The sequence below is a fragment of the Streptomyces aureus genome (assembly GCF_000725495.1).
In the GTDB taxonomy this organism is placed as follows: domain Bacteria; phylum Actinomycetota; class Actinomycetes; order Streptomycetales; family Streptomycetaceae; genus Streptomyces; species Streptomyces aureus_B.
Genome location: NZ_JNZD01000021.1, coordinates 249411 through 274201 on the forward strand (window position 1 = coordinate 249411; position 24791 = coordinate 274201).

At 68.6% G+C, this 24791-nt stretch carries 11 protein-coding genes and 1 pseudogene; 5 read left to right on the forward strand and 7 right to left on the reverse strand.

Features of this window, described 5'->3' with window-relative positions:
- Positions 1-83: 83 nt before the first annotated feature.
- The 3 genes from IO36_RS25170 to IO36_RS25180 all read right to left on the reverse strand — a co-directional run bounded on the left by IO36_RS25170 (position 84) and on the right by IO36_RS25180 (position 5104).
- Entirely contained in the window at positions 84-3455 is a 3372-nt protein-coding gene (locus IO36_RS25170; protein WP_037623138.1) for a helicase domain-containing protein, read from the reverse strand.
- Positions 3456-3560: 105 nt separating this feature from the next.
- The gene (locus tag IO36_RS25175; RefSeq protein ID WP_037623227.1) at positions 3561-3932 is read right to left on the reverse strand and encodes a hypothetical protein; all 372 of its coding nucleotides are present in this window, start codon (positions 3930-3932) and stop codon (positions 3561-3563) included.
- Positions 3932-5104: an AAA family ATPase gene (locus IO36_RS25180; RefSeq protein WP_245173477.1), complete on the reverse strand. Its 1173-nt coding sequence runs from the start codon at positions 5102-5104 to the stop codon at positions 3932-3934. Before IO36_RS25180 ends, IO36_RS25175 begins: the two co-directional genes overlap by 1 nt.
- A 792-nt stretch (positions 5105-5896) precedes the next feature.
- On the opposite strand from IO36_RS25180, the pseudogene IO36_RS48360 reads away from it, so the two are divergent.
- The 5 genes and pseudogenes from IO36_RS48360 to IO36_RS49005 form a co-directional block, all read left to right on the forward strand.
- Positions 5897-6132, forward strand: a pseudogene (locus IO36_RS48360) (GNAT family N-acetyltransferase); the annotation flags it as partial.
- Between the two features lie 684 nt (positions 6133-6816).
- Positions 6817-9447, forward strand: coding sequence for a DUF6185 family protein (locus tag IO36_RS25185; RefSeq protein ID WP_245173478.1), 2631 nt, complete (start codon positions 6817-6819; stop codon positions 9445-9447).
- Between the two features lie 729 nt (positions 9448-10176).
- Positions 10177-11145 carry a hypothetical protein gene (locus tag IO36_RS25190; RefSeq protein ID WP_037623139.1) on the forward strand — a complete coding sequence of 323 codons (969 nt, stop codon included), beginning with the start codon at positions 10177-10179 and terminating at the stop codon, positions 11143-11145.
- A gap of 449 nt (positions 11146-11594) precedes the next feature.
- Complete coding sequence (locus tag IO36_RS43335) at positions 11595-12125, forward strand: hypothetical protein (RefSeq protein WP_051900929.1); 531 nt, start codon at positions 11595-11597, stop codon at positions 12123-12125.
- A 329-nt stretch (positions 12126-12454) separates the two neighbouring features.
- Positions 12455-12577: a hypothetical protein gene (locus tag IO36_RS49005; RefSeq protein ID WP_280923751.1), complete on the forward strand. Its 123-nt coding sequence runs from the start codon at positions 12455-12457 to the stop codon at positions 12575-12577.
- A gap of 313 nt (positions 12578-12890) precedes the next feature.
- Here IO36_RS49005 and drmB read toward each other — a convergent pair whose 3' ends face one another.
- The 4 genes from drmB to IO36_RS25215 are packed head-to-tail and all read right to left on the reverse strand — an operon-like array spanning position 12891 to position 24592.
- Positions 12891-14729, reverse strand: a complete 1839-nt coding sequence (drmB, locus tag IO36_RS25200; protein ID WP_078943422.1) for a DUF1998 domain-containing protein — start codon at positions 14727-14729, stop codon at positions 12891-12893.
- A gap of 1 nt (position 14730) precedes the next feature.
- The gene (locus IO36_RS25205; protein ID WP_037623140.1) at positions 14731-17982 is read right to left on the reverse strand and encodes a helicase-related protein; all 3252 of its coding nucleotides are present in this window, start codon (positions 17980-17982) and stop codon (positions 14731-14733) included.
- On the reverse strand, positions 17979-19907 hold the full coding sequence (locus tag IO36_RS25210) for an ATP-dependent helicase (RefSeq protein ID WP_051900930.1): 1929 nt from the start codon (positions 19905-19907) through the stop codon (positions 17979-17981). The genes IO36_RS25205 and IO36_RS25210 overlap by 4 nt, the downstream gene beginning before the upstream one ends.
- Positions 19886-24592: a helicase-related protein gene (locus IO36_RS25215; RefSeq protein ID WP_037623141.1), complete on the reverse strand. Its 4707-nt coding sequence runs from the start codon at positions 24590-24592 to the stop codon at positions 19886-19888. The genes IO36_RS25210 and IO36_RS25215 overlap by 22 nt, the downstream gene beginning before the upstream one ends.
- Positions 24593-24791: the final 199 nt, after the last annotated feature.

The following is a 24791-nucleotide window of genomic DNA, read 5'->3' on the forward strand; positions in this document are numbered from 1 at the left end:
GGGACACCATCCTTCCTTTTCCGGCGGTCCCGATCTGCTTGTGCGGCGGATGGGGTGCGGACGGGCCGACGGCCTGGCTGAGTTCAGGCTTCGAGGGCAGATCCGGCGTCGGGCCCATCCCAGCTTCCGGGTGTGCGCCAGAAGACGCGGACGTCGAAGACGCTGCGCAGGGTAGCGGTCGACCAGTCATTGGTGGGTGGTTCAGACAGGACCAGGTACAGGCGGTCGGCGGGAGCGGTAAGGGTGTGGTTGATCTCGAGGAGCCGGGCGGCTCCTGCGCGGAGGTCGGCGTGGGTGGAGTGGCCGGCACCGAGAACCTCGTAGAGGAAGTGGCCGTCCTCGGCGACGCGGCTGACGTCGATGACTGGGGAGTCGGTCGGCTGAAGGTCTGCCCACAGCAGGTCCGACATCAAGGCGTGGCGCACTGCCTCATGCTTCTTGCACCTACGGTCGGCGGTCGCCGCCGCCTCCAGGCTGTCCAAGAGACCCGTCGAGGTGGGTGTTGGCATGGCGGGCAGGTCTGCGACGGGCGTCATAGGTGGGGCTTCCTTCTGTGCGGGCTGCGGTCTGGCCGGAGCCGTTACGCGTGCGGTTTCCGGCTCGTACAGCTCAGCCAGGCGTTGTTGCAGCGTCGCGCGGGCCTCGGCCAGTGGCTGTGTCCAGCTGGCGCGTGCCAGGTCCGCCCGAAGGCGGTCGATGTCGAGGGTGTCGTCCTTGAGAGCCCGGTTGGTGGCTGTGGCGAGGTCGCGCAGCAGGTTCAGCCGTTGCTTGTCCGGGGAGCCGAGCATACGTCGTACGTCCACCCAGTCCGCTTGGTCGCGGCGTAGGACGCGGTTGGCCATGCCCTTGAGTTCGGAGAGGCGTTCGCGGGCGTTGTCCGGAGCGGTTCCGTCTTCGTTGGTGAGTTCCTCGAAAACGCCGAGGGCTGCCGCGTAGCGTTCGGCCATTCGGAGTGAGATGGGCTGGCGTCCGCGCTGGTCCGTGGTGAGCAGGCAGTGGTGTGGGTCGTGGGCGAGCACCCAGCAGTCCAGTTCGTCGCCGGTGTGCGGGGGAGTGGAGCCGTGGCGGATGGCCAGGACCAGGGGCACGTCGGTCATCGGGGAGAGGGCTTCGACCCGGCAACGGCCGCCGGGCCCGGGGCCGAGGACGCGGACTCGGATGTCGGTCCCGATCTCGGGGAGTTCAGCGTCCGCTAGGACGGGTGTTGTCTGGGCGGCCGGGGGCGCGGTGGTGTTGCCGGTGTTCGCCAGGGCGTGCGGGAGCGGGGAGGTGTGCAGGACAGTCAGGCTCTGGGTGCTGCGGGTAAGGGCGATGTAGAGCTGGCGCAGGCCAGCAGGGCCGCGGTCGGCGATGGTGGCGGGTTCGACGACGAGGACGTGGTCGTACTCCATGCCCTTGGCCTGGTCGGCGGCCAGGACGGACACAGCCTCCCGCTGTTCGTCGCTGATGCCGGCGGCGTGCTCCAGGTGGCGACTGATCTCGTCGAGCCAGCCGGAGTCGTCGGGGACGATGACGGCCACGGAGCGCAGGGTGCTGCCGTCGGTGGTGCCCAGGAGCCGGGTGGCGTGGCCGACGGTGTCGTCGAGGAGTTTCCACGGCTCGGTCGCCAGTGTTCGGACGGCCCTCTCGCCGGCTTCACGGATGGCCCGCGGATAGGGCAGTGCGGGGGCGATCGTGCGGGCCAGGGGCGCGACGAACTCCATGATCTCTGCGGGAACGCGGTAGCTGGTGCTCAGTTCGGCGACGCGCCAGTCGCCATGGTCGGACAGGAGGGCGCCCAGACGGTCCCAGTCGGTGTAGGCGTGGGGGCCGGTGGCCTGGGCGAGGTCGCCCAGGACGGTCATGGAACCGTTCACCGCGGAGCGCCGACGCAGGGAGCGGGCCTGCATGGGGGTGAGGTCCTGGGCTTCGTCGATGACGATGTGCCCATAGCGTTGTGGGGTTTCGCCGGTGATGAGGTACTGCAGTTCTTCGAGGCAGACGTGGTCGTGGAGGGTCCAGGGATCGGCGTCTGCCTTGTCGGCCCGGGGGCGCTGCAGAGCGGCCTGCTCCGGGGCGTCGAGGATGCCATCGGCACAGGCGTGCAGGAGGTCGGGGGAGTCGTACAGGCTGCGGAGCGCCTCCCGGGGGCCGGGAGACTGCCAGACGCGTTCGATCAGACGCTCCACCTGGCGGTTTCGTTCCAGGTCGCGGCGGATGGTGCTGTCACGACTGCGGCGCGGGGCGACGGCGACGAGTTCTTGCAGCAGACGGTCGACAAGCAGGCTGCGGAAGCGATCGCGCCGCTGACGGTAGGAGCCGTCGCCTTCGCGGACGTCCGTCAGGAGGGAGAGGACCTCGGAGCGCGGGATGCGCAGGGTGGTGCTGCCTGCGGTGACGGTGAATTCCGGCTGGGCGTCCTTGTAGGAGGGCGTAGTGGTGAAGTCGTCGATCGCCTCGGGCCGGCACTCCTGCTCAACCCGCTGGTGCAGGACGGCTGCCATGCGCTCGTCGGACTTGATGGCCTGTGCCTGGGGCGTGTCGGTGCCCGCGATCTCACTGTCCCACAGGCGGGACAGTTGTACGGCGTTGATGTTGCGGGTGCCGAGGGTAGGCAGGACCTGGCCGACGTAGTCGAGGAACTGCTGGTGGGGGCCGAGGACGAGGATGTCCTGCGCGGTGAAGTGCCCGTTGTTGACGAGCCACGTCACGCGGTGCAGGCCGACGGCGGACTTGCCGGTGCCCGGCCCTCCCTGCACAACGAGGATGTCCGCGGGGGAGCCGGTGACGAGGTCCATCTGGTCGCGGCGGATGGTCTCGACGATGTCGCGCATGCTGCCCCGGCGAGAGCGCTGAAGCTCCCTCAGGAGGAAGTCGTCGGGCGGCTGAGGCTTTTGCCGGTGCAGGCGTGCGACATCGGTCGGGGTGAGGGCTGGCGCCCGGGTCTCTTTCGGCTGCTGTACATCTGCGGTCGTTCCATCCGCGGCGCCCTGCTGATCGGAGTCGCCTGCCGGTGGTCGTGGGGAGGGGAGGACGAGGGAGATGTCGTCGGCGTAGTCTTCGACGCGCTGGCGCGTGCAGCGCAGTTGCCGCCGCAGGACGACGTCGCCCGGTGCCTCGGGCAGTGCCTGGGCCCATTTCTTCGCCTGCTGGGTGGTCCACAGCACCACCACGGTGTCGCGGGTGCGGACATCGGAGACGGCACGCCGTCCGACGTACCAGGACTGCGGCGCCCGGCCGGGTGCGTCCTGGACGTCCACCCGGCTGATGACCAAAGAAGCGTCACCGAGACCACCGTATGCGGCAGCTTTCCCTTCGGCGTCGAGGCGGTTGGCGACACTGTCCTTGCCGCTGGCGGAAGCCGAGGCGATCGAGCCCCCGGTCAGTTCGGCCAGTCGATCGTGGTAGCAGTCGTAGGCGCGGTCCACCGCCTTCTGTTCGAGGGCGATGATCTCGTCGCGTGTGGTGCTGCTCATGTACTTTTTCCCTCCCCTGCGGCACCTCGAAAGGTGCTGCGCCGGGCACAGGCCCGGTCCCCAGCGAAAGACATATCAGACCCTGCAAGCCGTCCGGGTGATCAGTCAGGTATTCAGCAGAGCGACGAGATCGCCGACCTCTGCACGCCAGACGCGGACTTGGCCGCGGCTGGGGCCGATTTCGTATTGGTGGTAGTGGCATCCCAGGCACATGTGCGCCCACACGGCGTGAGCACGGCGTGCGGTCGCCGCCGCCGTGTAGCTGGGCAAGCAGAGCATCTTGGCCCGGGCGGTACTGCTCGCGAGCCCCGGTACCGCGGCTTCAAGCGTGCGGTCGACGGCGATCTCCAAGGCCGTGCGCAGGGCGACGGTGGCACCGCGGTGACGCCCGGCCGGCGTCGCTGCCACGTGGGGGCCGGACAGCAGCTGGTCTGCGGTCAGCAGAAGGTCCTCGGCAGAGGTGATCGGGGTGTTCATCACGCGGTCACCTCCGGCTTGCGGACCTTCTGCGCGAAGACCGTAATCTCGTCCACGAACCGGTGAGGACCGGTGATCTTGACCCCAGTAGCGTGGGCGCCACTCTGGCATTGCTTGAGAAGGTCCACCGCACGCGGTCCGCACCGGGCACGCAGTTCCCGGTAGACGTCGGCGGTCCGCCCGGCGTCGCCGAAGAGGGCCAGCGCGGCGACCTTCATCAGCTTGTCGGCGTCGGACACAGCGGCCTGCAGGGCGTGTTCGGGGCCGCCGGAGCGGTGGTGGCGGATCCAGGCGGCCTCGAGGAAGGCATTCTCCAGGGCGATGCGGCACAGGCTGGGCAGCACGTGAGTGAGCGCCGCCTCCGGCAGGTTGGTGGTACTGGCGAGGGAGCGGGCGTCGTCGAGGGCCTGCGCGACCGGGTCGGTGACCGGTCTGATCTTCACCGTCGAGGCTTCGCCCCGCTCTACCTCGCACACCGTCACCGGCAGCTCCTGACCGACGAACGCCCGCTGGAGACGGGTGTCGTGAGTGAACACAACGACCTGCCGGTGCTTGCCGAGTTCGGACAGGACCTGGGCGAGTCCGTGAACCTTGGCAGTGTCCATGGACTGCACGGGGTCGTCGATGATGACGAAGCCGAACGGGCTGTCGGCGGTGGCGGCCCGTGGCAGGAACAGGGACAGCGCGAGGGAGTGCTGCTCGCCCTGGCTCATGACGCTGAGCGCTGAGGCTTCCTGACCATCGACGGAGACGTCCATGACGAGCTTGCGGACGGTGGCCTTCTCACTGCCCTTCAGGCTCACCGCCGTGAGGGCGATGTTGCTCTCCTGGCGAAGCTTCTCCCAGATCCGCTGCGAGTGATCCGCGAAGCCCTCCATGCGCTGCTCCCGCAGCTCGGCGGCCAGGGCCTTGATCCAGGTGCTTGCCTTCTTGAGGTCACGCAGCCGCCCCCTGTTCGCCTCAACAGCACGGGCCTTCTCCGCCCAGTCCGTCAGGCGGGTGACAAGCCTGCGCCAGCGTTCGTCCCGCTTCTCCAGCTCCCTGCAGGCCCTTTCCTTGACCGCAGCGCAGGCGTCAGCCAGGGGCCCGGCGGTTGCGTGGGCACGCCGGGCGAGTTCGACGGGATCGCTGATCGTACGACAGGCGGTCCAGGCGTCCCAGGGGGCGGTCAAGGCGACGGGGATCCGTCCAGGCGCAAACTCCCAGGTCAGAAAGGATGCTGCTGACCTTGAGAAAACCCGGCAACCCCGACCCGACCACCGACCACGAACCCCTGACCATGGTCACGATGGGGGCACGAAGCCCATGGCCGGCCTAGTGGTCGGGCCGGCCATCACCCCGACCACGGGTCTGCTGTGATCTGGGCGGCAGGCTCCCGCGTCCGGCGCACGCCGGCCGGACCGGCAACCATCGTGCGATCACCTCCCGCCCGGTCACAGGGCCCGGAAACCGATGCGCGGACGGAAGCCGACCGAGCGCGACAGACACCCACGCAGTACGCCAGAGACAGCTGCGCAGGAGAAGATCAGGAAGCTCGGCCGACATGCGCAGCGGCCCCGGCCTGACTCGACTGCGCACGCTCTCCCGGGCGTTGCGCAGCTCGATGACGTAACCCCCCGGGGCTGCGCAGTCGGGAGCTGAGTGTGGTGCTGGGGCTGAGCGGTGCGTCGGCGGTGATCTACCACCTGCGCAACCTGGAGCAGCACGGCACTCTGCCCGGCGACGGCCTCGGCTGGCGCACCTGCCCCCGGTAACCACTTCGGCCCCTGCGGCTACTTCTGCACCTTGTCCTGGGTCATCTCTTGCAGTGTCTCTTGCGCGAGTCCGGACGATCTTCCCGGATCCGTGCCCGCCACCATGCGTTGCCGGGCGTGGTCGGGGGCCTGGCATCCCGCACAGAGCACCCTGCGACCGCCACGGCAGAAAGAAGGAAGAAGCCGGACAGGACGGAGGCCGGGGCGCGCTGGCCTGCGGCAGCCGCCCATCTGTGCGTGCTCACCGCGCCGGGGAAAGAGGCCGCGGGCCGGCGCGGCAGGTCGCTTCTGCGGCGGTGGCGCAGGCACTCACCGACGGTCTGCTCCCGCAGTGGCGTGCCCGTCCGATGGCCTCCCGTAACGTTGCGCGGGCACTGGGGTTTCGCGAGCTGGGCAGCCAGCTCAGCATCCGCTTGGACCAGCAGGAGCTTCACCTAGAAGGCTGACCCGAGCGTGTCAGCCTGTGGCCCGCATGATCCATCCCCAGGGGGCGAGCTCTCGCCTCATCGCTATCAGGCTTGCCGGAATCAGTGAAAGTCAATGGAAAAGCTCTGCTGGCCAGGTGGCTTCGCAGGTCAGACAGTCTGCTCCCCGCACCCGCGGGGATGGTCCCCATCTCGGGTACGCCTCACGGCAACATCTCTTGCGCCAACTCCTGCGAGATCTCTTGCGACTTCTCTTGCGGGAGGATCGCCCACGTCACGGAGTCCGTGCAGGGCATCTCCCTCTTGCGGGTGTGGTCGGGGCTCTGACGTCCCCGTTGCGACCGCTTTCGCCTTTGGCTGAGTGAAGGAGAAGGAAGGGCGGCGGGACGCGGCCGGGGACCGGGCGTGCTCACGGGTGTTGCGCGCCGGGGGAGCCGTAGGCCCTGACCGCCCGGCCAAGCGGACTTCGGATGCTTCGGTCGGCATCTTGCGCAGCTCTTCGGCCCTGGCTGCAGGTGCCCCGTCCGCGCGGTGATTCCCCCTTGAACAAAGCGGGTCCGGCGCGGTGGGGGACCGCATGGTCTGGGTATGGATCGGGGTATTCCCCGCGTGTGCGGCGGGGCGAGGGCGCGTGGGGGCGCGGGATCGGTGCCGGGGGGCGGGTTGAGTCGGGGGCTGCGGGCGCGTCTTTTTTTGGTGCCCATAGTGGTGGCGTTCGCGTTGTTCTTCTCGTTCACATCTGTTGGTGGCGTCGCTCGCGCGGCGGACGACGCGTGCTTCTCCGGGCAGTTGGTGTCGGCGCGGGTCACCGCGTCGGTGCGTATGACGCACTCAGGCGAGGACTACACCAAGGCCGAGGGCCGTCTCAGCGTCACTGTGCCCAGATCCTGGCGTCTGTCGGAAGCCTTGCTGCTGAACGGGGACACGGAACGCTACCGCTCGGCTATGCGGTGCCTATTGCGCGAAGTTGACGACCCGTTTCCGTACCGGGACACCGAGGGGCGTCCGCGGCCACCCCGGATCACCGTGCAGAAGAAGTGGGTGAGCGTCGAGCAGCGCGTCACCACGTGGGTCAACAATCGTCAGCAGCACGATTTCGGCGTGTGGAGGATGACCGAGGGAAAGCGGCTGTGGACCTTGGAACTGCTGCCTCCGCAAGCCTTAAGCCGGTCCTGGTGGCAGAGGGTGAGTGTCGACCTCGGCGGACGGCCGGCCCGCAGGGTCTCCCCGGCACCGACCACCGGATCCGACGCCATGCTGGTCTGGATCGGGAAGACAGCCGATGGCTCACGCCCGACATTGAAGGTTGGTGGCGCACGAACCGCCAAGAAGGCCGGTGGCGCACCGCCCGCTGTGCGAATCACCCTGCAACCGCCGGCCGCCAAGGCCTTGGCCACCTGGTGGAACGAGGACCCGGGCTATCTGGTCTACCCGGCCGCCTGGCTGCCGTGGGACCTCCTGGTCCTCGCCCTCCTCCTGTTCGTGGTGCGCGCACTGCGGCGAGACCCCGGCGCCTCACCACCGGGCAGAGCTGAGCGGCGCACGGTCCGCAATCTGCGGAACTTCGGCTGTCTGATGTTCGCCCTCACGGTCGTCTGCTACTTCGACGACCCGTTACTGGCCCACCTCGCCAACGACTCAACGGCCGTGTTCTGGACCGACAGGCACAGGGTCGCCCTCCATCTCGCCCTCACGCTTGCGACCGGGCTGTGCCTGTGTGCGTTCGGCCGACCCGGGCGGATGGCCGTCGCCGCCGTCACGGCCGCCGCCAGCTACGTCACGGTGGTGGTGTTGCGTCCCGGATGGCTCACCCTGCCCGGCCAACTGGTGCTCAACTGGGACGACGACCAGGTCGAGCCGTTCCGTGAGGCGGGCGGCATGTACACCTACGCAGCCGCCTGTGCCTGCCTCGTACTGATCTGGCTGGTGGGCGCCACCGCCTCCCTGCTGCGGCTCTTACGTTCTTGCGACGCCCCGGCAGCCGTTTCCCCGCAGGGGCGCTTCCCGCACTCAGTACTCGGCGTGCTCCTGCTGGTAGCGGCCGCGGTGGCCACCGCGAGCTTGTGGTCGGCGGAGAACCGGTGGCTGCAGCAAAGCTGGCTGAGCCGGCACGCCGAAGCGCTCTACGAGCCATGGCATGTGTCCTCCGTCTTCGACGACTTCCGCATGTTCCCCTCGAACTGGCTGGACTGGTTCTTCGGTAGCCACTTCTGGTGGTGGGGTCCGTCCGTGGCGATTGTGGCCGTGCTGCGCGCCCGTGCCGTTGCGCGCGGCCGCGCGGCCGCGTTTCCGTCGGCTTCGGAGGAACTGAGCCTGAGGCTGTTCTTCACCGTCGTGGTTACGCCGGTCGTCGGGATCTATGCTGGTGTTCCCTTCCCTCTGCCGAGCCTGCTCGCGCTGTGGCTTGCCATAACGGCGCTGCTCGCCTACGGCAGGAAGCGAGCAGTACTCCACCGGCCGCTGCGGCCTGGTCACCCCCTGCACAAGGAGATCAGAGAGTCCTCGCGGCGACGACTACACAGGAACGCCCGGCGGCACCGTGAACTCCATGCACAGCTACGCCGGTTAGAACAGGGCCAGCAGGATGGTGACCGGGCGCGGATCGAACAGGAGCTAGATCGTCTGCACCGCCTGCCGTACCCGTCCCAGTCGGGACCCTCATGGGTAAGACTGCCGTCGGGTGTCGGTCCGGTGGAGTTGGCACTGGCCTGGGGGCCGCGCGCTACCTGGTGGGGAAATGCCCGCCGAGCCGCGTACTTTGCCGCGCTTTTCGCTCTGCCGGCCGATGTGGTCTCGCTCTGGGCCGAACAGCTGAGGGGGTCACTGTGGAACGACACGTTCACGCAGCCCTTCGGGTTCGCCGAGTTGATGGCCTCCGTGATCACCGACGAGGTCACCTGGGTGGGCGCGGGCTTCATGCTTGGCGCCCTCTGGAGGGTTCTGCCCGGCCGGCGGGGACCGGTGCGTGCGATCGCTCTGTCACTCGTGTACACGGCTCCCGTCCTTGTGCAGTGGATCGGTACCGAGATCGTCGACCAATCCTTCAGTACGTGGGCGCTCAATCTCAGCCTCACCTTGCTGGTCCTGACTCTGACCGCGGTCGCCATGGACATTGACACCTTCCGGTGGGAAGGGCACTACTGGCCCAACAAGGCCGGACTGCTGCTGTCCGTGTATCAGTGGCGCACTGCCTCGGTTCAGTTGGCTTTCCTCATCGCCCAGTTCGTGGCGCTGGTGTCTATCTGGCAGCAGCTGAAGGGCGGTGAGCCGATGGTCCTGATACAGCACGACCCGAGCGATGTCTCAGGGGGTGGCGGGTCGAGCAGCTCTCCTTGACGGACTCACAGACTCTTGCCCAACGTCCCGTGCCAGAGGGCGAGCGGTGCCACCTGTCCGGCCAGGCCGCCGCCGTTGTAGGCGGGCGTTTTCGGTGAACGGCCCGCGCTGGAGTGACCGAGTCCGTAGGCTTTGCGGAGAATCGCTGAAGTCCTCCTGTATAGGCTGAGTCACCGTGAATACTGCGACACTGCTGCTCGGCGCCGCAGGCGGCGCGGTACGCGGGATCATGCACGCCTACGACTGCATGACCGAATGGTTGAACGGGCGTCAGCAGTACCGGCATGCTCCTGATCCCAGCGCGGACGGGCCGCCCGCGTTCGGGGCGTTTTACGACGTCGGCGGCGAATCCATCGCTGCCGTGGTGCACTCGTTTCTGGGAGCCCTGGTCGCCGGAGTGCTGGGGGCGTCGGGGCAGGTCACTGGGAGCTTTGCGGTGTTTGCCGCCGGAGCCTCCGCACCCCTGGTTCTCGTCCAGCTCAAGAACTCCCGCCTGGCCGAGGTGATTCTCGGGGACGGAGCTGTTCCGTTGCCTGCGGGCGTCGCACAGCCGGCTGCCGAATCAGGCACCAGCCCAGGACACGACCTGCACGGCAGGCGTGACAGCCCGTCGGCACAGGGCACTGGTGCCGACACACCCTTGCCGTCGGCGGACAGTCCGCCCCCTCCGCGTTCCTCCCGTCAGCCGGTCAGGGCGCGCAGGCCGTCCACGGACCAGGACGGTCCCGGATGAGGCGGCTCAGCCTGCTGCGGCGGTCCGCAGCCGCCGTCATCGGCGGCACGGCACTCAACACCCGGACCACCGTGCTGACCCCTGCCCTTGAACTCGGCGTGGCGCGCCGGGCCGCAGCCGCCGTCATCGGCATCCGTTCCTACTCCTCCCAGCCCACCACGACAGCGGCAGCAGCCGGGACATCCCATCCGGCCGGGAGCTCAGCGGCAAGCTCGAGGATCTGGGAAATCCGCCGCCCAACCGGCGACATCACACGTCGGTCCATCCACACAGCCCCGCCGCCGCAGGCCTGGAAGGGCACAGCCACGGGCCTTGAGCTCGTGCACTATGACGACCCCCAGCCGGACGCATCGGACTGGCTTACGGTGGTCCTCAATCCCGCATCGCCCATGGTGATCGACACGAGCGACACCCCTGCGCAGCCGCGCCGTCCACGCCACGTTTTTGCGCTGGCCGCGATGGCCGCAGTCTTCGCCATCTTCTTCACTGTGTTCGGCTATCAACTCCACCCCTTGGTGCATCGGCAGACCCCCTCGTCCCCCGTGGGGAGCGACGAGCCTTCCCCCACGCCATCCGCCAGCAGCGACAAGACCTCGCCCACTCCCGTAACAGAGGGAGTCGTGCCTGATACCTTCCTTGGCACTTGGACCGCCACCGTCAGCAACGAGAGTGGCGAGCACACCAGGACCATGGTCATCACGCAGGGGGGCATCGGCGACGACGTGCTGATCGTCACTGCCGATGGAAGCAACTACCACTGTGTATTCATGGCCGCCCTGACAGCACCGCCCAGCGCAGGTCGGAACCGACTGGAGATCGGCCCCAGCATCGTCACCTCCGGTACGTCTCCCGTCTGTAAACCGGGGGTCCGTTCAGTCGTTAGCCTCAAGAGCGACGGCAGACTGGTCCGTAACTCGGTCCCGTACTCGGCCTCAAATTCCCTCAGCTACACGAGGGCCCAATAACTCGTTCCACTGTGGCGCGTGGCGGGAAGCCAGCGGCGAAGAAGGCGGTGCCGCTGCCGCGCCGCTCGGCGCGGGGCCGTTCCCGGGCACCTGCCCTGCCTGCATCAGGGACTACGACAAGGGCAAGGTCATCACGAAGGTGACGGACGGCTGGCGGCACCCCATCTGCGGGTCCAGGAACCTGCCGGCAGCCGATCGGAAGTTCGCCCGGAACAGGTCCAGGATCGAGAGCGGCGAGACATTCCGCGGTCAGAAGTCCTTGGGATGGCGGTGTGGAGCCTCGTTGAGTTCGTCCCGAACAGCCCCGGCTGGCCAGGCGGGGCCGTGGCACGTCGCCCATGACGGACCCGCAGCGCCTCCGTGCTGCTGCGAGGCTGCGCCTTGCTGTCGTGGCGTTCTGTAGCAACTGGGGGGTTTGGGTGGGTTGTTGTGGGTACGGTTGGCGCAGAGTGTCGGCCGGTGTCGACGGGGGTCTCGTGGTTCCGGGTGTGGAGATCGCGGTCGGGTACGTGTGCGCGTGGCTGGTGGGCAAGGCCAGGCGGGTGGCGGGCCGCGCGGACGCGGAGATCGACCGGGGCCTGGACGCGGGCATGGACCGCCTGCACGGGCTTGTCAGCGCGAAACTCGGGACCGATCCGGCACTGGAACGGGCCCGGGAGGAAGCAGACGCAGGAGAAGGGGAACGGGAGCCGAGCGAGCGTACCCGCCAGCGCCTGATCCTGGCCCTGGAAGAGGCCGCCGAGACGGACCATGACTTCACCGCGGCCTTGGCGCAGGCCCTCGCCGCGGTGCAGGCCGCAGGACCGGTGGACGTCGCGTTCGCCACCGGCACCGCCAAGGCCACCAACGGCGCCGCCGCGAGCACCGGCGTCGTGCGCCCCGGGGGGACCGGATCGGGGTCCGCGACTGCGGAGCACACCGGGGACGCCACCGCCGACGGCACGAACAGCAAGGCGAGTACTGGTGTCGACTACAGCTGACCTCCCCGACACTCCCGACCAGCCGACCAAGGAGCCCTCGGTCGCGCCGAGCCCGGTGAGCGCTCGGGACACCGGCGACGCCCATGCGCAGGACGGCGGCACCGCGGTGTCCGGGTACCGGGGACCCGCCCCGAGCGGTGAGGGGACGCCGGTGTCGGCACAGGCCACGAATACCGGGAACGCGACCGTGACCGGGGACGGCGCCATCGCCAACACCGGAATCCTGACCATCCGTCGGAGCAGCCCGCAGAAACCCGCCGCCTGGCCGCACCAGCAAGATCACCGAAGCGTTGCGCGATCTCCCCGCAGATGTTCCTGCAGGAGCCCAAGTGGCCGACCTGATCGAGCAGATGACCACCAGCCCGCCCGCGATCATGGATACCGCCGTGTACCAGCAGTGGTGCCCCAAACTGGCTCGCTTCTCCTTCTACACGCGCAACCTCACCGGTTGACCCGGCAGCCGCGCCCCAGCCCCGGGACGCTCGGCGACCTGCAGTCGTCCTCGGTGGCTGGGCCAGGCGCAGCATGCTCGCAGACGTGTCACGTTCGGTCCATGCGTATCCGATCGACACGTCCGCGCTCTGCTGGGCACCGGAATCCGTCTGGAGCGTGGCGTTCGAGTGAGGCCCGCGAAGATCGAGTCGGACCATGGCGAGCCTGGCCAGTCCCACCGGTTCGACGTCGCGTTCGCCGACGCCATGACCGATGGGACATCGCGCACCCCGCGGGCAATGTCTGTCCGGGAGCACGCTGTGTTGGGACGGCTCAAGCGAAATATCCGGGGAAGTCCTTGGCAGGTGTTCCGACGAGGTGCGCACGATCGAGGAACGTGTTGTTCATTTCGCAGCTCGTCTCGGGCAGCAGGACGCAAGCGTGGCAGGCGGCCATGTTGAGCCCACCGACACCATTGGCGTCGGCCTCCATGCACAGAGGGTCGCACGAGCACCAGGTGGCACGTTCCAAGGCGAACGACAAGCTCCTCGACAGCTCCGCGACCTCTCCTCGCGCGACGATGCCGCCCAGGCTTCCTGCGGAGTCACTGGTCGCGGTGTAGAGAAGGACCCCGCACATGTCGTCGTCGACGTAGAGCCGTTCCCGCAGGGACGCCGCAGGGTAGCCGCAGTCCAGGCTCCACTCGTTGATCAGTGCGTGCGCCAGGGTGTGCAGGAGGACGAAGCGTGACGTCAGCGGCGAGCGCGGATTCTCCCACTCCTGTTCCCGGAGCAGGTCCGCGTGCGCGGCTCGCATGCGGTCGGTCCGGTTGGAGTCGATACCCAGCACCGCCGCCTCCCACCGGCGGAGCCGCTCCTGGTCCAGGGTGAGGAAGACTCCCTCGCCGACGACGTCGACGGCTGGCAGCCAGCCGAGGTCCGTGTTCCGGCTCAGGCGACCGATGCGATCACGATCGGCCTTCGAGCCTTGCGGAGGGCGGATGCGGGTGAAGCCGGTGAGGACCCGAACCTCGCGGAGACGTTTGACCAACATCACCCGGTCGACGCCCGGGACATCGGATCGCTGCGCATCCTTCGGGGGCTCGCACACGAAGTGCTTGTTCTCGGGGGTGTCCTCGGTGACCTTGGAAAGCTGCTCGTACTCCTCCTGCCGGAGGGGCTCGCCGGCGGCGAACCGGATCTCGTCCTCGTCGTCCTCCGTGGGCTCGGGATGGACTGCGTTCTCCAGGGTGCGGACGGTGCGCAGTACCTGGGAGGCGGAGTATCCGCCGGGTGTCAGCCAGCCTTCGTCCTGTGCGAACTCCGCGATGCGCTCGTCGCTCTTGCCGACGAGGTGTCTGCGGTGCGCCTCGACGAGTTCCATCAGTTCCGTGTGCCACGGCGGGATCGACAGGGCGGAGCGCAGGTCGGCGAACCAGGCTGCCGAGGAACCGCGCTGGAGGGTCCGCAGGGGACGCTTGCATCCGCGCTCCGTGGCGCCGCGGCCCAGCCACGGGCGGGTGCCTTGGCACATTAGGCCCAGGCGGCGCAGAGCCGCCTTGCCGAAGGCCCCCTCCATCGAGGCCTTCTCCCCGCAGCTGCAGCTGATGACGATGCTGCGGAGACTGGCGGTGCGACCGTCGGTCTCCAACGTCAGCTCACTGGCGGCCTGCGAGCACGTACGGGGGTGAGCGTCCTTGCGTTCCGGGTCGGCGTGGACCCAGGCCTCGTAGGGGAACTCGTCGAGATGCCCGTCCTCGCAGGCCACCATGAAGCGAGACGGCGTCAGCAGGGCCGCGCAGTGCGCGCAACGGTTGTCGCCCTCTGCCGCGCTCAGGTCGCGGAACGCCTTGAGCACCTTGCATTGGGGGCACGCGTAGGTGTCGGGGAAACGACGCACGCGCACGCCACGCCCGGTGGCGACGCGCGCCGCGGGCGGCCTTCTGAATCCGTTGACGTGCAGCATCGGTTCCAGGCGCTGGTCTCGCAGGTCGGGTTCGCCCGTGACGTCCCAGGTGTCCAGGCCGCTGACGATGTAGGACTGGTCGGCCACGGCGAGCAGGCCACCCACGCCGTAGGTCGTGATCTGTTGAGCCCGCCGGACAGAGCCCACGGAGGGGCGTTTGCGCTCGTCGTCGGGGGGAGTGGTGCCGGGGGTGCTTCTGCGAGGCATGTCAGCTCTCCAGGTACAGGTGGGACTCGACATCGACGTCGCGCAGGCTCCACAGGGTGGGACGGGCCTTGGTGAGGTCGTGGTCCTCGTGGGTGCGCAGCAGGGCGAGGTCCGGCCGGCGGCGGGGGTTGGCCTTGAACGTGAAGGCGGCCTCGTACTCCAGCTTTTCGTTGGTCTCGACGAGTTGACGCCACTGGTCGACGAAGACGCGGATCTCCGCATCCGCGTGGTCGGCCTCGGCAGGCGAGACGCGGCGGATGCGCTTGACCAACTGCTCGCGGGTCGAGTCCAGTTGAGAGGCGAATTCGTTCACGTCTTTGGCATCCGTGTTGTCCCGGATCTCCGGATGCAGGAGGCGGGCGAGTCCGAGGAAGGCGGCATGCAGGGCCTTATCGCGGGCGCGGGCGGCGAACGGCGTCACGCTGGTCGACTCGACCTGCCGGTAGAGGGCCGAGTGGTAGCTGACGAAGTTCTCGTAGTGGGACAGGTCCCTGGATCGTGCCGCGTTGAACAGGGTGACGACGAGGCCGGGGTGGGCACGACCGACACGACTGGTGGCCTGGATGTATTCGGCCGTGGTCTGCGGCTGCCCCGTCACGGCCATCAGGCCCAGGCGGTCGAAGTCGACACCGACGGAGATGATGTTGGTCGCCAGCGGCACGTCCAACGCCGACCCGGTTCGCAGGGATCGCCCCAGGGCGCCGAGCAGCGCGGGAAGGTCGCTGGAGGGAACGCGGCTGGTGATCTCGGTCGGCAGGACCTCCCGGGGCTCCACCCCGTCACGCGCGGCGAGCGTCCGCAGTCGTTCGTTGACGTCGGCGTTGACCTGCAGCTCGGCGGCGCCGAGCAGGCGCAGGCTGTTGAAGTACCCCACCAGCGTCCAGTAGGCGTCTCGTACCTCCTCGTCCGGGCACGGCAGGTGCCGGGCGTTGTGGAGCAGGGATGCGTAGGCGCGGATGAGGAGGGTCGCCTGGGAGAGCCCGGGCGCGAGAAGGCCGACATAGAAGCGCGAGGGCCTGCTCGCCGCGGGTGCCTGGACGGCGAACCACGAATCGCGGGCGTCCAGGCCGGACGGCGGGAACTGCGCCACGCCTCTGCCGAAAAGGGCCTGTCCTTGTTCCTGGGCGCGACGGATCGTCGCGGTGGAGGCGATGATCTTCGGTTGGGCGCACGCGATGTCCACGGCCGCCTCGTAGAGACCGGCGAGGGTTCCCAGCGGGCCGGAGATCAGGTGCAGTTCGTCCTGGATGACGAGCTCGGGCGGGGGAGTCTTCTGCCAGAGCCGGTCCTTGTCCCGGTTGAAGAGGGCCGCGACGTCCTCGCGCCAGGCGATGCGGGCGAACTTGTCGGCGGTGGCGATCACGAGTGTGGGCCGCACCCGGTAGAGCTCCGTGTCCACGACGTGCACCGGCAGTCCGGCGGAGAAGTCGCATGCCCGATCGTCACACCGTATGACCATGCGTTTGGCGACCAGGTCGACCGTATGGTTGCGGACCAGCAGGGGAGTGCCGCACCAGGGGCAGTTCTTGAGCTGGACGGGGTTTTCCTCCTGGAGCTTCCCGCCTCCCGCCAGCTTCTTCAGCGCCTTGTCGGCGTTCTTGAGTCTGTTGGGTGTTGCGGCCTTGCCGACCCACATGCCGATGGAGATCTGCTCCTGCCCCAGCCGCTCAGGTTGCTGGGCCCGCACGCGTTCCATCGCGCAGATCAGCAGGGCCGCTCGTTCGAACTGCTGAAGGGTCAGCAGACGCAGGGTGTAGCGCATGAGCACGCTCACGCCGGCCCCGGCCGCGCCGTGGCGCAGACGGCGATGGAAGACGGTGAAGGCGATCAACCCGAGGTAGGCCTCCGTCTTGCCGCCACCGGTGGGGAACCACAGCAGGTCGGCGACGTCCCGGTCGGGGTGGGCCGCGTCCACGGTGCCGTTCAGGCACAGCAGAACGAACCCGAGCTGGAACGGCCTCCACGCGCCTTCGGGCGAGGGCGCACCGGCCCGCTCCCGTTTGATCCACTGGCCTCTGCCGCGCTGCTCCGCCATGACGCGGTTGGCCAGCCGAAACGCCTCCAACGCATCGGTATCGCGTTCCAGGAGGTCGACTCCCGCGCTCATGCGCTGCTGTGCGGTGCGGCAGTGCTCCAGCTGCTCCTGCGCAACACGCAGGTAGGCGGGATCGCCGTAGATCCCCTCGCTCAGGAGATCCGCGTCCGCGCTCCGCTCCTTGATCCACTCTCCGTACAGGGCGACGAAGCTGCGAAGAGAACCGATCAGCTCGTGCTTCGGGGCCTGGGCGAGGTGCTGCATCCCCAGGATTTCCATGGGGACGGAGGAGTTGGAGTCGGACAGGAGGACCTCGCTCATGGGGACGTGCTCCGTCCACACACAGGCCACTCCTGCGGGCGCGGTGTGCCGCTCGGGTCGATCGACCGGTGAGGGGGACCAGGACCAGTTCGCGGCACAGCCGTGGCCGACGGCGAAGGTCGGGGCATGACGATGCAGGAGCAGCGAGAGCCGGCTCTCGTCGTCGAGATCACGGACGGTGGGACGCTCGACCAGCGCCGGGACTCCGTCCGGGACCGTGATCCGCAGTCCCACCTGGAAGAAGCACTTGGGGTCCTTGATCTCCCGCTGCTCCACGGTGTGGGTGTTCATCAAGGTGGTGGTCACGGAGATCGTGCCGTGGGGTCCGAGAGGGGGACGGACCCGCAGATGCAGAGACAGGCCCTTGGCGAGTTCCACAGCCTTGTCGGGCGGGTCCAGGACATCCACCGGCGTGACGGTGAGCTGCAGGGGACGGCGGCGCCAGCGTACGTCGGGTTGCCGGGTGCTGCGCTGTTCGGCTCGCTCGGGCACGGCCGGTTCGCCCGCGGCGTCCACCGGGTCGTACACGGCGGCGAACGCGTTTACGAGGACGTGACGGCCGCGCACGGGGTCGACGGCGAAGGTGAGACCGGTCGCCGAGGGGCGGGCGACCCTTGCGAGCACGATGCCCCCGTCGGGGGTCTCGTCCACCGTCACGGTGGAGTCGGCGTCGTCGAGGTCCTGCACCGCGGCGTCCGGATCCGGTTCGGGGTGCTCTTGCTGCGCCGGGCCCACGACACGGGGAAACAGAACCCCCGTGGAGTAGGTGGTGACGGGCCAGTCGTCGAGGATCTCGACGTCCTGGTGGTGCTCGCCGTGGGGGCCCAGCAGGTCCGACTTCAGTTGCTGGGCCAACTGACCACGCAACCGGTAGTGCTGCGTGTGATCGTCCGTCATGCGTCGTCGTCCTTGCGGTCGTAGTGGAACCGGCCTATTCCCATCGGCCGCGGCGCGAGCCAGAGCCCGCAGGAGCCCAGACCGGCGCGGACGGCCGCCGCGTCCTCGCCGGCGACGGTCTCGACGAGGTCGATCCGCGTTCCGGTGATGCGGCCGGGCCAGGCCGTCGGCCGATGCGCGGGCCATTGCTGCATGAAGCGGTAGAGGTCGCGGCGGAAGGCTTCGGAGGCGACAGCGACGATCTGTTCGTCGTGCACAAGGGCGTAACCGGGCGCCGTTCGGCTCTCGTGGGCAGCAGGCACGTCGTCCAGCCGCGTCCAGAGCACCTCGTCACCAGGAAGGACCTCGGCCGCCAGGTACTCCTGAATCTGCCGCGGGTCGCGGGCGACGTGCTCGAGTCCTGCGGGGTGGCCACGATGGACGTCCCCACCCAGCAACGAAAGCCCCAGCCGCCGGCTCGCCTTGTAGCCGAAGCGTCCCCATCGCTGCGTGCCCTTGACCTTGCGTACCAGCCGGAAACCGCGACGACGGGCGAGGTGCTCCTCGGGCGGCTGCAAGCGATACAGCTCGTGGCGGGCACGGGTCATCGCGACGTAGAGGGCCCGGGCGGCGTCGCAGCGGTCGGCGTCCACCCGCTCGTGCTCGTCCTCCAACGGGCCCGGGTCGACGACGAGCACCCGATCGAACTCCAGCCCCTTGGCCCGATGGAACGTGGAGACGACCAGCCCGCCCTCGCGCGGTGCCACCAGAGCGTCCGGCAGATTCCCGCGGGCGACGGCTTCACGCAGCCGCCCCGGCTCCACGACTCGCCCGTTGCGGTCGCCCGCCGCCCGCAGGAGCAGCTGCCACGCGCTGCGGCCCTGGTCGGGATCGGGCGCTTGCGCCAGAGCCTGCCACGCTTCGACGAACCGGTCCTGAGAGATCGAAACGGTATCGGCCAGCCGGGACACGACCTGGGCCACCCACCCGGGCACGGCATGATCCTCTGCACCTCTGCGGACACGATGATCGATACCCAGATCCGCCAACCATCGCGAGATCAGCAGCGCGTCGCCATTGGTGGAGCACAGGACGCCAGTGCTGAGGTTTGCCTCGCACAGCGAGGCGCGCACGTAGGGAACCTGCAGGTCGCCGAAGTCCATCCTCGAGGCCAACTCCGTGCGCAGCTGCTCGTGCACCGCGTCGGCCTGCGCACGCGTGGAGCAGGTACGCACCGCGGCCTCGTAGGGGCGGGCACAGGCGGCCTCGTCGGAAGCGGCTCGGAAATTCTCCTCCAGAGTGCATTCCACGAGCTCGCCCGCGAACCGCCCGCGCAGCCAGGAGAAGAACATGCCCGTCTCGCCCGCCCGTTCCTCGGGATCCTTGACCTGGAATCCGTAGATGGCCTGGGCGGGGTCGCCGACCACGGTGAATCCGCACTCGTAGGCCTCCAGGAAGGCCTGCACGAGTCGTCGTCGATCACCGACCAGGTCTTGGACCTCGTCGACGACGACGTGCCGGACCGTGTCGAGCGACTGCGGTGCGCGGCTCTCGTCCTCAACGAGTTCGATGGCCGCACCGATGCGGTCGTCGAAGGAGCGGGCGTGCCAGTTCTCGTCGTGCGCCGCCTCACGCAGCAGACTCAGAGCCCAGGCGTCGAACGTCGACACGCGCACGTGCCGGGACCTGCCGCCCAACAGGTGCAGGCGATCGCGGACCTCGGCCGAGGCGGCGCGCGAGAAGGTCAGCACGAGGAGGTCCCCACCCGCGAGACCTTCCGAGACCAGGTGCTCGATCCGCCTGACCAGCGTGAAGGTCTTGCCGGTTCCGGCGCCCGCGGTGACCAGCGCCTTGCAGTGCGCAGGCTCCTGGACGACGTGACGCTGAGCGTCGGTGAGTTCCACCGTGCCGGTCATGGATCCGGTCACCGGTCCGCCCTGCGCCACAGGTGCTCCATGCGGGTGTAGGCAAGTCCACGACCGAAGTTCTCGATGTTGTCGGCCACGTTGAGGATCCGGCAGGACTCCTTGCCCCCGTTGAGCTCGCCGCGCAGCCCCCGGCCGATCATCTGGATGTAGGTGTTGGGGCTGAACGTGGGGCGGGCGACCACGACGGCCCGCACGGCAGGGGCGTCGAACCCCTGCGTCAGCACCCGGTAGTTGGTCAGGACCCTGATCCTCTTGTCCTTGAACGCGGCGATGCGGCGCCGCCTGATGCTCGGCGGCGTCCCCCCGTCGATCGAGGCCGCCGTGATACCACGATCCTGCAGCAGCGCGGCAAGAACCTGGGCGTGCTCCACCGAGGTGGCGAAGACCAGGATCGGCCAGTCGGGGGGCAGTTCCCCGATCCTGTCGACGATGCGCTGGGTGCGTTCGACGTCCTGGGCGAGGCGGGCGACGACCTCGGCCGGCAGCGTCATCGCGTTCGTGCTGCGCGTCTCGGCCACCTGCTGGGCCGTCAGCGTGTAGGAGCCGCCGAGGAGTTCCTCGTGCTCGACCTTGGCCAGGACCTTCAAGGCCTGCAGGTGTCCGTAGGCGTCGTCGTTTTCGAACACCCCGTAGTCCAGGCGCTTGCGGCCGAAACGGGAGACCAGCGTCCGTGTCTCGTCGTCGTTGTCCCCGCGAAAGGCGGTGGCCGTCAGACCGATCAGGTGGCGCGAGGTCCGGTACTGGTCGATGCCCAGGGCGTCCAGGAGCCGTGTGTAGGTCTTCGGCACGGCGAAGTGAGCCTCGTCGACGATGACGAGGGCGCACTCACGCAGCCAGGCGTAGTCCTCCTTGGGGAGCCGCTTGACGGCCGTGTCGTCGATGGCGACGACCACCTGCGGCCCGTCGACGACGGGAACGGCGTCCGGGATGCCGCCCCACAGACGGGTGATGCGCAGCGGCTGGTCCGTTCCCACGGTCTGCCAGACGTAGGCCCAGGTCTCGATGGCCTGCTCGGCCAGCTCCTGGCTCTGGGAGATCCACAGGATCGGGCCGTCGAGCAGGCCCTCGCGCAGCGCGCGGACACCGGCCTCGGCGGCGATCCGGGTCTTGCCCGACCCGGTGGGGATCTGCAGCATGGCCCGCTTCTCCTCGCCCTGGGCGAGGTGCTCGTACATGCGCTGCACGAGCGCTTCCTGGTACGGGTGCAGCTTCAGCGGCTTGCGCGGGCCCGGGACCGTCTCGTACGGCTCGGGGCTGCTGGGGGTCTGCGGGTCGCCGGCCCACGCCTGCGGGAAGCCGTAGGTGCGCACGAAACGTTGTGCCGCCGAACCGCTCCTCCAGATTCGCGGCACATCGAAGCCCGCGTCGGCGAGCGCAGGTGCCAGGAAACGCAGGATGTCATCCCCGTGAGCGGCGATCAGCAGCTCGGCCGCTCGCAGACCGTCGACCGGGATGCCACGCAGTTGCGCGTCCGCCGACGCCAGTCCCGGCGGCAGCTCGGCCGTCAGCCGGTCCTCGCCGATGGCCAGCAACAGCTTTCTGATCGGATCGGTCTCCTGGCGGACCATCACCAACCTCTTGTCGTCCCGGTCCCGCGCCTGCTGGCGCAGGAGATCCCGACACCCCTCGGCTCCCAACCGCAGTCCCAGGAGCCGATCGACGGCCCCCAGGGTCGACTCGTCGTCACGCTCGCCACACAGCAGCACCGTGTATCCGTCGAGCGTCTCGGTCAGCGCGTGCTCCCGTCTGCCCTCGGGGCCACGGACGATCCTGACCAGCTCGGAGCAGTGCGCCAGTTTCCAGGCCGTTCCTCGAGGAAGCACCTGACGCAGCCGAGGAAAGGCGTCCGTCAGGGACACCGGTTCGGTGAGCGGCACCCAGTGGATCTCCTCCACCAGAAGATCGGACGGGTTGCGGAAACGGAACCGGTCGATGAGAAGTTGGGCGTCGGCCTCGCCGGGGACGAGGAGCGCCGGTACACGCTCACGCAGCAGCACCTCGAACTGGTCCTGCTCGAAGGTGACGGCGATGCTCTCGCGCCGCTTCGATGCCCAGTCCTCGCCCACCTTGCACCGGAACAGGCGTGTCTCGTCCCCGAGGTTGTCCAAGGGGCCCGAACCCGCGAGAAACGCGTAGGCGCTTCCGACGAATCCGATGTCGGTGCCCGCATCCGCACGCAGAGCCAGTTCGCTCCACAAGGCGGCGGGAACGTTCTTGACCGTGGAGGGCAGCCGCAGCGCACGTGCGTGGGCGACGGCGACCTCGGCGACGGGCAGAAGCGTGTCGTCCACGTCCAGCTCGGGGCTCACCGCGGCATTCGGCCGCCTCACGCCCAACGAGGTGGCCAGCATGCCCTGCTCGCGGAGCATCCAGATCAGAGGCGACTCGACGCGCAGTTCGCCGCCCTGACCGGTGGTTCGCGAGCATCGCCAATCGGGCACGAGCCCGGGGTCGGGCAGCTCCCGCGCGAAGGCGGCCTTGCCTTCCGCGGACAGCTCCGTCAGGAGGTGCAGGGGACCGGCGGGGTCTTGACCCATCAGGCTCACGGAGGACGGCCGAGGACGGGAACCGTGGGGCGGAAGAGCAGCGCAGAACTGGTTGTACATGACCGCGCTGTAGTCGTCGAACCAGGAATCCGAGCGAGGGTTCATCCGGGGCACCGGACGATCCACCGCGCCGAGCGCCTCGAGCACGTCCGTGTCGGGCGCGTGGAAGGCCGGGTCGATCAGAACCGCGGCATCGCGTATTCCGTCCTCGGGCACGACGGGTCCCGGCAGGATGCAGTCGCGCACGAAGCGGAACTGGCCGGCGGCGGTGCGCACCTTGAGCACCCCCTGCGGTGTCGGGTGGCGCTTCTTGACGACCTCGACCACCTCGTCGCGCTCGACGGCGCGTGTCAGCGTCCAGAAGTCCTCCCAGTCGTTGTTCCGGTACCGGTCGAAGCCCGCTGTGACGGCAGCCCGCAGACGTCCGGCCGCGTTGGCCTCCTCCACCCCCAGGATCCGCAACGCGTTGACCGTCTCGGGGTCCTGCCCGACGGCGTCGTGCAGGTACTGCGTCGTCTCGTGGGCGAGCCGCACGTCGTCGTGCCGACGAAACACCGTGCCCTCGGACGGGGAACGAAAGGCGCCGCCCTCGGTGAGCAGGATCTTCGCGCTTCGCGCCTCGGTCGCCTGAGCCGCATTGCCGGTCTTGACGACGGAGGCCGCCAGCGCCAGCGCGCACCTGACGCCTTCCACACTGCGATCCGAGACCAGTGCCTCCAGCCAGTTGCGCAGCGGGGACGCGACGACACCGGCCTGGTCGAGGATGTCCCTGGCCCTCGATCGTCGGTCGCGCCCCTCCACACTGTGATGGCACCAGTTCTTGGGACGCCCCGGGTGGGATGCCCATCGTTCGAGCCATGCAGGCGCGAGATTCTCCGGATGCAGCCGCAGCTTTTCCGGGAGCCGCAGAATCCCGTCCTGGTCCGGCAGGGAGGGGCGACGGGCGGCCGCCTGCAGCACCTTTTGGCTGAGCATCTCGTCGCCCCACTGGGAGGCCTCACGACCACGCGCCGTGAGCAGGGTCAAGAAGGCCCCCGGGTCCTTCTCCTCGTACAGATCGGGGATCGAGTCGACCACGAGCTGCGCGGCCCTGGTCACCAACTCCTCGTTGAAATCGCTCTTGGTCAGATTCTGGCGATCCTCGGGGGTCTTCCACGGCGCGTTGAGAAGGCCGGTCAAAGTCGTGTCGTAGTTGGTCGGGAAGTAGGCCCAGAACGTCCCGCGCTTCGCGCGCTGCGGGACCCCCTTGTCGGGGACCGCCCACGAGATGGTGACGACAGGCCGATCGTGCAGCTCTCCCGCCGTCCGTGCGGCGCTCGCACTGGGTTCGTGGTCGATGCTGAAGACGAACCAGCGCTCGTTGCTGCGTGGAGCGCCGTCGCGCTGCTCCACGACACGGTGCTCGACCCCCTGCGTCTCCTGTGTGATCTCCCGGCACACCTCGTGGCCGCCGCGAGCGTCCTCCAGGACCAGGCGGTCCACGTGGGGCGAGAAGAGCATGAAATGCGCGGGGAAGTTGACGATGTCCCGCCCCAGCCGGTCCGCGGCCCCCTCGTGCAGCGGAAGCACCACCGTCGTCGACGCCCACGTCATCAGCGCGTCGAGCCGCTCGTCACGCCGACGCTCCGCCTCCAGGTCCAGCGGCTGCGCCATTCGCAGCACCGGGGTGGGATCGAGCCCGGAGAGGTCCGGGACCGTCTCCCGGATGACACGGGCAGACCAGTTTTTGTCGAAGCCGAACGAGCCGGACGCACTGTAGAAGCGGGGGGTGTCCGACACGCTCAGCACCGACTTGACGCCGACCCCGAAGCGTCCGATCTTCCCGGTGCGCTTCCGCGACACGGCCATGCGCAGGATCGTGTCGGCGCCGCCCGGGGTCATCGGTGTGCCGGTGTTGGCGCAGTACAGGTGTGTGGCGGTGAGAAGGACGTGGATCGTGCCCACGGCGCCGGGCTGGCGCTCCATGTTCTCGTCCGCGCCGTTCTGGACGAGCTCGTAGATCTGGCGTTCGCCGTAGCCGCCCTGGGTGATGCGCCGTTCGTTGTTGGCGTGCTCCAGGACGTGGCCGGGATCGGCCCGGTAGACGTTGAGAACCCGTTGCGACAGTTCCTCGACGACCTTGACGACGCCGTTCGCCTCGGGCTCGAAATCAGACATGAAAGAAAATACCCCGATCGCATGGGAAAGACAGCCTTCGATGCCGGACGTGAAAACCCGTCGGAAGGCTCGACTCGAAAGGCTTTCCGTATCGCTGACATGGCGACAGAAAAGCGCAGTGCGGCTCTATATGTGCGACGGCCCCCCCGGGCTTACGGAACCGGCCGTGAAGTGGCTGGTTTCCCATCGGAGCACACCC